General features: G+C 65.3%; 2 protein-coding genes. One reads left to right on the plus strand and one right to left on the minus strand.

The annotated features are described in order from the left end of the window. Positions 1 to 112 precede the first annotated feature (112 nt). Positions 113 to 514 (plus strand): hypothetical protein, encoded by a 402-nt coding sequence (locus ACWDGI_RS43580; RefSeq protein WP_450768602.1) that lies wholly within the window; start codon positions 113 to 115, stop codon positions 512 to 514. A gap of 18 nt (positions 515 to 532) precedes the next feature. On the opposite strand, the gene ACWDGI_RS43585 is transcribed toward ACWDGI_RS43580, so the two are convergent. Further along, positions 533 to 1,341, minus strand: a protein-coding gene (locus ACWDGI_RS43585; RefSeq protein ID WP_450768603.1) for an IS5 family transposase whose coding sequence is annotated in 2 segments (ribosomal slippage) — positions 533 to 1,021 and positions 1,024 to 1,341 — 807 coding nt in all. Because the reading frame shifts where the segments join, the coding sequence is not laid out codon by codon here. Between the last annotated feature and the right edge of the window lie 76 nt (positions 1,342 to 1,417).

Below are 1,417 nucleotides of genomic sequence, written 5' to 3' on the forward strand. Positions count from 1 at the left end.
TGAGCTCGTAACACGATCTTGTGACTCAGCCCGGGTAGTCGTGTCGTGGTGGAGCGTGGGAGCGTGGCCCTGGATCGTGGGCGATGGCCTGTGTATGGGGAAGCGGGACTCGGTGAGCGTGGTGTGGGCGGCGACGTCGCCGGAATCGGGGCTGTTCGATCCGGTTGAGCGATGCACAGCGGTGAAGGATCTGGCAGATCGCTTCAATGACCTGCGCTCGTGTGGCCAGGGGTATGTCGAGGTTCGGTTGCCGAACAGGGAGTTCCCGGCGCTGACCCTGGCCTTCCAAGGTGATCACGCGGTCGTTCACCTGATGAGTGACACCGAGCGGATGTCTCTGCTCGCGGGAGACGGCACCGCGCCCTCGGGTGCCGAGGTCGAAGTCCCGATCATGGACGATCTCGCCGTGTTCATGGGCGATTTTGTCCTGGATGCCGATCGGGCGTGGGACCTGGTGCACGACTTCACGCAGACGCGGGTGGCCGGCCCTCTGGGTGAGTGGTGTGAGTTGTAGCCAAAGCTCGTGACACGGTCATGATCGGTGTTTCTTCAGGCGCCTCCAGCAGATGAGGCCGCAGGCCAATGAGACGAAGGCGTCGTGGAGTTCGGTTCGGCGTTCCCATCGCACGGCGAGGCGTTTGAACTGGTGGAGCAGGGCGAAGGTCTGCTCGACGACGTAGCGGAGCTTGCCCAGGCCCTTGATGTTCGGGGCGCCCTTGCGGGAGATGACCGGCAGGATCCGGCGCTTGCGTAACTCCTCGCGGTTGGGGTTGGAGTCGTAGCCCTTGTCCCCGAGCAGCGAATCGGGGCGGCGGCGTGGCCGGCCGGCTCGCCCGGCCACGGGCGGGATGCCGTCGACCAGGGCGAGGGTTTGGGTGACGTCGTTGACGTTCGCCGCGGTGGTGATGACCTTGAGCGGGGTGCCGCGTCCGTCGCAGATCAAGTGGTGCTTGCTGCCCGTCTTCCGGCGGTCGACCGGTGACGGACCGGTGTCGGCTCCCCCCTTTTCGCACGGATGTGGGAGCCGTCGACACACGCCCTGGACCAGTCGAGCCCACCCGCGGCATTCAGCTCGGCGAGCAGAATACGGTGCAGCCGGTCGAAGACCCCGGCCTGCTGCCACCGCTCCAGACGCCTCCAGCAGGTCTGTCCGGAGCCGAACCCCAACTCCAGGGGCAGCAGTTGCCAGGCTATGTCGTTGTGGAGCACGTACAGAATGCCCTGCAGACACAGCCGGTCCGGCACAGGCCGCGGCCCCGGTGATCGCTCAGGCCAGGGCGGCAGCAATGGCTCAATCAATGCCCACAAGTCGTCATCCACGATCCACGGCCGAGTACTCACACCGTCCCGAACGGCTGAATCGTCACATCGGTCACGCCCGACCAGGACACCTCAACAAGATCGTGTTACAAGCTCT

The organism is Streptomyces sp. NPDC001220, assembly GCF_053597895.1.